Origin of the sequence: Treponema bryantii, assembly GCF_900113965.1 — a bacterium.
In the GTDB taxonomy this organism is placed as follows: Bacteria; Spirochaetota; Spirochaetia; order Treponematales; family Treponemataceae; genus Treponema_D; species Treponema_D bryantii_A.
In genome coordinates this window covers 112,466-118,465 of the sequence record NZ_FORI01000009.1, presented here as the reverse complement: position 1 = coordinate 118,465, position 6,000 = coordinate 112,466, and the positions used below count along the sequence as shown (strand labels likewise).

General features: G+C 37.5%; 6 protein-coding genes. 3 read left to right on the top strand and 3 right to left on the bottom strand.

Features of this window, described 5'->3' with window-relative positions; all coding sequences use genetic code 11:
- On the bottom strand, positions 1 to 878 hold an 878-nt coding region (locus BM161_RS12015; protein ID WP_074932840.1), incomplete at its 3' end, for an IS3 family transposase.
- On the bottom strand, positions 809 to 1,315 hold the full coding sequence (locus tag BM161_RS12010) for a helix-turn-helix domain-containing protein (RefSeq protein WP_074932838.1): 507 nt from the start codon (positions 1,313 to 1,315) through the stop codon (positions 809 to 811). The genes BM161_RS12010 and BM161_RS12015, both read right to left, overlap by 70 nt.
- Positions 1,316 to 1,534: 219 nt before the next feature.
- On the opposite strand from BM161_RS12010, the gene BM161_RS12005 reads away from it, so the two are divergent.
- The 3 genes from BM161_RS12005 (at position 1,535) to BM161_RS11995 (ending at position 5,774) form a co-directional block, all read left to right on the top strand.
- A complete protein-coding gene (locus BM161_RS12005) occupies positions 1,535 to 3,385 on the top strand; it encodes a phosphoenolpyruvate carboxykinase (GTP) (RefSeq protein ID WP_074933025.1) in 1,851 nt (616 codons plus the stop codon).
- A gap of 141 nt (positions 3,386 to 3,526) precedes the next feature.
- Positions 3,527 to 4,882, top strand: a complete 1,356-nt coding sequence (locus tag BM161_RS12000) for a hypothetical protein (protein WP_074933023.1) — start codon at positions 3,527 to 3,529, stop codon at positions 4,880 to 4,882.
- On the top strand, positions 4,875 to 5,774 hold the full coding sequence (locus tag BM161_RS11995) for a phosphodiester glycosidase family protein (RefSeq protein ID WP_074933021.1): 900 nt from the start codon (positions 4,875 to 4,877) through the stop codon (positions 5,772 to 5,774). Before BM161_RS12000 ends, BM161_RS11995 begins: the two co-directional genes overlap by 8 nt.
- A gap of 40 nt (positions 5,775 to 5,814) precedes the next feature.
- On the opposite strand, the gene BM161_RS14420 is transcribed toward BM161_RS11995, so the two are convergent.
- A complete protein-coding gene (locus BM161_RS14420; protein ID WP_177206242.1) occupies positions 5,815 to 5,982 on the bottom strand; it encodes a hypothetical protein in 168 nt (55 codons plus the stop codon).
- Positions 5,983 to 6,000 lie beyond the last annotated feature (18 nt).

The window sequence follows — 6,000 nt, the reverse complement described above, 5'->3', positions numbered from 1 at the left end:
TTTTTCATTCGGACTTCAATTGGAGTCCGATAATTTAAAACACTGGAATCCCGTTCATAATTAAAATAATGAATATACGATTCTAGTTCTTCCAGAAACTTATCAACAGAATCAAAATCATTAAGATAAAACCATTCTGTTTTTAATATACCCCAGAAATTTTCAATTACAGCATTATCAAGACAATTTCCTTTTCGAGACATACTTTGAATTGCATGTTTCTTTTTCAGGAAATACTTATATGAAATATGCCTATATTGCCATCCTTGATCAGATTGAATTATTACATTTTTTGGATTTCCAGTTTTTTTATATGCAAGTTTTATCATGTTCATAATAAGTTTCATATTAGGTGAAAAACTTACAGTATGGGCGATAATCTCCTTACTATGCATATCCATAATACCTGAAAGATATATTTTTTTACCACAAACCTTAAATTCTGTTACATCAGTTGTCCATTTCTGATTAATTGATGTTGTAGAAAAATTTCTTTGAAGGATATTTTCTACTGCAATTCCGGAAGTTGCTCCTGAATAAGAATTATATTTCTTTGATCTAACAATACTTTTTATTCCCAGCTGCTGCATCAAACGTAATACTGTTTTATGATTAATCTGAACCCCTGATTTATGCAAATCAGATGTTATCCACCTGTATCCTTTTCGTTTATTGCTTTTATTATAAATCTCAAGGATTTTCTGTTTAATCTCAATGTATTTATCTTTCTTGGGTTTTATATTCTCATAAAATGTCGAACGCTTTAAATCAAAGTATTTCAGCAATCTATCTAATTTATATACTGACCTTAATTCTTTGATTGCTTCTGATTTTTCTCTTTGCGAGCTTGAACTAAGGTCGCCAATTTTTTTAGGCATGCATTCTCCATTTCTGAATACTCAAGCCTCTCTAACAGTTCCATCATAGTTGGATTGTCTTTATTCTCTTTTTTTAGAGATTTTATTTCATCTGGTGTTATTGCTTTTGTTGGATCAAATTTTCCCATATATTGATATCTTAACATCCATCTAGATAAAGTTGAATGGGAAATCTGATATTTAGCTGCAATTGTTTTCTGTGAAATTCCAGTTTTAAGTTCTTGTAGAATTTTTTCTATTTGTTCTTTTGTATAAGGACGATTTGTTTTTCTTGAAATTAATCCTTTTTCTCCATGAATTAAATAACGTTTTTTCCATCGATCTACAACATGCTGTGATACTCCGAAATGTTCAGTTAGCATTCTTCTCGAATAATTTTCTTCTTTCCATAATCTTATGAGTTCTAATTTTTCTTCATAAGACAAACTCTTGCTCATATTTTATACCTCCAAAAGTGTCCAACTTTTGGGGTTCAGTTCAGACTTTGGAGCGCAGGGAGGGACTCCTCCCTTCCTTCTAATTTGTAATCTTTACTATTGAATTCAAATTAAGAAATCGTTAAATTATATGTTGGTATAAGAGGTTTCTTGGAGAGGCTTTTTATATACAGAAATTGGTCTTGTATCTGTGTGGTACAAGGCTCATAGGAGTTTTTCATGAACGTATCTGACATTAAACATGCTGGAATTAAAGCATGGATCGAAGAATGTGTTAAGATGTGTGAACCAGACGAAGTTGTTGTTGTTGACGGTTCTACAGCTGAATATGACCGCCTTATGAAAAAGTGTGTAGATGCTGGTTTGGCTACACCTTTGAAGGCAAAAGAGAACTGTTTCTTGTTCCGTTCTCTTCCAAGCGACGTTGCTCGTGTTGAATCAAGAACTTTCATCTCTTCTAAGAAGGAAGAAGATGCTGGTCCTACAAACCACTGGATTGACCCAGTTGAACTCAAGGCTACAATGAAGGGTCTTTACACAGGTTGTATGCACGGTCGTACAATGTATGTAATTCCATTCTGCATGGGTCCACTCGGATCTCCAATTGCTAAATACGGTATTGAGCTTACAGACTCTGAATACGTTGTATTGAACATGGACATCATGACTCGTGCCGGTGAAAAGGTATGGCAGTACGTTGGTACTGACGGTGACTGGGTTCCATGTCTCCACTCTGTAGGTAAGCCACTCAACAATGGCGAAACAGACGGCGGAATCTGGCCTTGTGCTGATGTTGAGCACAAATACATTTCACAGTTCCCAGAAGAGCACCTCATCTGGTCTTACGGTTCTGGATACGGTGGAAACGCTCTTCTTGGTAAGAAGTGTTTCGCTCTTCGTATTGCAACTGTTATCGCTCGTGAAGAGGGATGGCTTGCAGAACACATGCTTATTCTTAAGCTCACAAACCCTAAGGGCCAAGTAAAATATGTAACAGGTGCTTTCCCAAGTGCTTGTGGTAAAACAAACCTCGCTATGTTGATTCCTACTATCCCAGGATGGAAGGTTGAAACTGTAGGTGATGATATTGCATGGATGAAGTTTGGAAAAGACGGACGTCTCTACGCTATCAACCCAGAAGCTGGTTTCTTCGGAGTTGCTCCAGGAACTTCTGCTGAATCTAACAAGAACGCTCTTATTTCTGCTGAAAAGAATACTATCTATACTAACTGTGCTCTTACTGAAGACGGTGATGTATGGTGGGAAGGAATCGGATATCCTGCAAAGGGTAAGCTTGTTGACTGGAAGGGAAATACTCGTGATGCTCTTCCTAAGGACAAGTCTCCTAAGGGTGAAGAATTTGCTCATCCAAATGCACGCTTTACAGCTCCTGCTAAGCAGTGTCCATGTATCGCATCTGACTGGGAATCTCCAGAAGGTGTACCTATTTCTGCTATCCTCTTTGGTGGTCGCCGCCCTTCAACTGTACCTCTCGTACATCAGGCACGCAGCTGGAACCACGGTGTATTCCTTGGATCTATCGTAGGTTCAGAAATCACAGCTGCTTCTACAATCAACGCTGCTGAAGTTGGTAAGATCCGCCGTGACCCATTTGCTATTCTCCCATTCTGTGGATACAACATGGGTGACTACTTCCAGCACTGGATTGACGTAGGTGCTAAGGCTGATCAGGACAAGCTTCCTAAGATCTTCTACGTTAACTGGTTCCGCAAGGACGAAAACAATGCTGACCTTCCAGGTGGATTCATGTGGCCAGGATACGGTGACAACAGCCGTGTTCTCCAGTGGATTTTCGACCGCTGTGACGGTGTTGATAACTGTGTTGATACTCCAATCGGATATATGCCAAAAGAAGGCGCTATCAATACTGATGGTCTTGCTGACTGCTACAAGAAGACTCTTCCAGAAATCCTCAAGGTTGATGTTGAAGGATGGAAGAAAGAGGTTAAGGATATTCGTGAAAACCATTATCCTAAGTTCGGTAAGCACCTTCCAAAGGAATTGTCTGCAATTCTCGATGACCTCGAGTCACGCCTCAACAAGGCATAGTTCTTGATAATGTGGATTGCTTCGCTACGCTCGCAATGACTGTCATTGCGAGGAGCGCAGCGACGTGGCAATCCATTGAGACGATATTATGCAATCCCGCTCAGATTTGGGCGGGATTTTTTTTAGATTAAGAGGTCAGACATGAAACGTATTTCCTTTTTTGTTTTCTTTTCTTTATGCATTGTTTTTTCTTGCTCAAGTAATTCGGATAGTAAAATAGAAGCTCTGCCGAAAATTCAGGAAAACAGTTTTTATGGTGATAAGGATTTTCTTTCTGCTTTAAATAAGATTCTTTCTGGTGAAAAGCTTTCAAGGGGAAAAGAATATTATATTTCAGCAATAGCCTTGAATGAAGGAAATGGAAGTGAGCAGTCTCCATTTAAAAGTTTTAGTCAGGCTTTTAAGGTTCTTACTGCAGGTGATACCCTTTATGTAAAAGGGGGCATCTATCGTGAAGAAATTATAATACCAGAGACATTAAAAGGAAATTCACAAGCTTATATTACAATAGCTGGGGATATAAATAATTCATCTGAAAATCCTGCTGTCATCAGTGGGAAGGGTGCAGCAGATAATTTTGTTCTGCTTAAGATTCAGGGGGCCTCATATATAAGAATTTCTTCTTTGCAATTTGTAGATTCTTATGGTCTTGATGCAGCGGGCATTCATATAGAAGCTCAATCGAATCATATAATTATTGATAATTGTACATTTAAAGAAATCAAAGTTCCACAGCCTAAAAAGAAAGACCATGTTGCAAATGGAATTCTTGCTTTTGGAAACGGAGAAAATATTAAATCTTCAATTAATAATCTTTTGATTTATAATAATTCTTTTTCTAATATGGCTACTGGCTGGGGAGAATGTATTTCAGTTACAGGAAACTGCGAGTTTGTTAATATTATAAAGAACTCTCTTGATAATACTGGCAATATAGGTATTGATGTTGGTGGTAATTACGGATATTGCCCGGATCCAGGTCTTGATTTTGCAAGATATGTTTATATTGCAGGTAATAAAGTTAGAAACTGTGAAAGTGCTTATGGTGATACTGCCTATGGAATTTATTCTGATGGTGGTCAGCATATCAGGATTTTAGAAAATGAAGTAGAGCATTGTTCTGGAGGAATTGAGATTGGTGCAGAAGAAGCACAGCTTTCAGAAGCCTATGCTACTCTTGATGTTCTGGTAAAAAATAACAGTGTTTATGCCTGTAAAGATTGTGCTCTTGCTATTGGCGGTTATGAAGAAAATCGTGGACTTGTGCGCTCTGTAAGGGTTATAAATAATACTTTTATTGATAATGCAGATAAAAATGATGGAACAATAATTTCATTGAGTAAGTGTGATGATGTAACTATAACTGGAAATACTTTTGCTCAATCGAATGGAAATTATAAAGGTGAAGTTTTGTATAAAGAAAATTTCCAAAAATATCCAAAAAATATTACAATAAAGGATAATATTTATAAAGGTCTGGAAAGTATAGATGAATAAGCTTTTAAGAAAATTTATTGTATTAATTTCTTTTTGTTTTCTTTTTATTTTTTCTGCTTGTGCCAGTCTGCAAAATTCAGTTTTAACTGCTGAGGAAGAAGAAGTTTTTTTTCCACCTTCTTCTTATATTCCAGATGATTTTATATGGCAGGAGGTCTGTCCAGGAATCGCTTTTTTTGATTTTGAAAATTCGGACTTCCCGGTAATTTATCATGCTGTACGAATTCAACTTGAGACTGAGGGACTGGAAATTCTTACATTTCCAGATTCAGATTTTGTAGAAGAAAAATATATTAAAGGTGATATTCACGAGCCTTATGTTTTTAAGAGCATATCAACAAAGGCTTTTGCAAAAAATAATAAATGTAATGTTGCTATGAATCTTACTCCCTACATCAAGGCTGATCTTTTTTCTAAGCGCCGTCTTTCTGGTGTTTATATTGATAAGGGGAATGAGCTTTCTCAGCCACATGATTCTTATAGTGCTCTGGTTATTAACAGAAGTTCGAAGGGCTTTATAGCAAACCTGGTTCTTTCTCAGACTCCACAGGCTTTTCTTGATTGTGATTATGCCTTTGGCGGTTTTTTTACTGTGCTTGAGAAGGGGCAGGTTCAGGAGAACTTTGTCCGCCGCTACGATTCGCGCAGCGGGGCGGGGATTACTGCGGATGGCAGAACTTTATATCTTCTTGTAGTTGAAGGCGAAAAGCCTGGAAAGAGCAGGGGGCTTTCTTACCCCCAGTGTGGTCAGATTTTCCGAGCGATGGGCTGTAGCGATGCCTTGGAGTTTGACGGTGGTGGCTCTTCTGAACTATGTATAAACGGCTGCAGTGTTTTATCTTATAGGGTTTTACACCGGCAGGCAAATTCTTTTGGTTTTAAGGTTAAATAAAAAATCCCGGATTTACCGGGATTAATAATTGAGGTAGAAGCTAAGCTGTCTGACAGTTGTAGAGATAAAACAGAGTTAACTGAAAAATCTCTTCAGGTGATGCACAGTTCGAAATCAATTTCTTGATGTATTTCTTCATGTTCTGTGGATAATCAGTGTTGTCTACAGCTAAGTAATAAGCCTCTTTCTTTGCACTTAAAGTTTGCATAGTTTTCCTCTCCTTCGA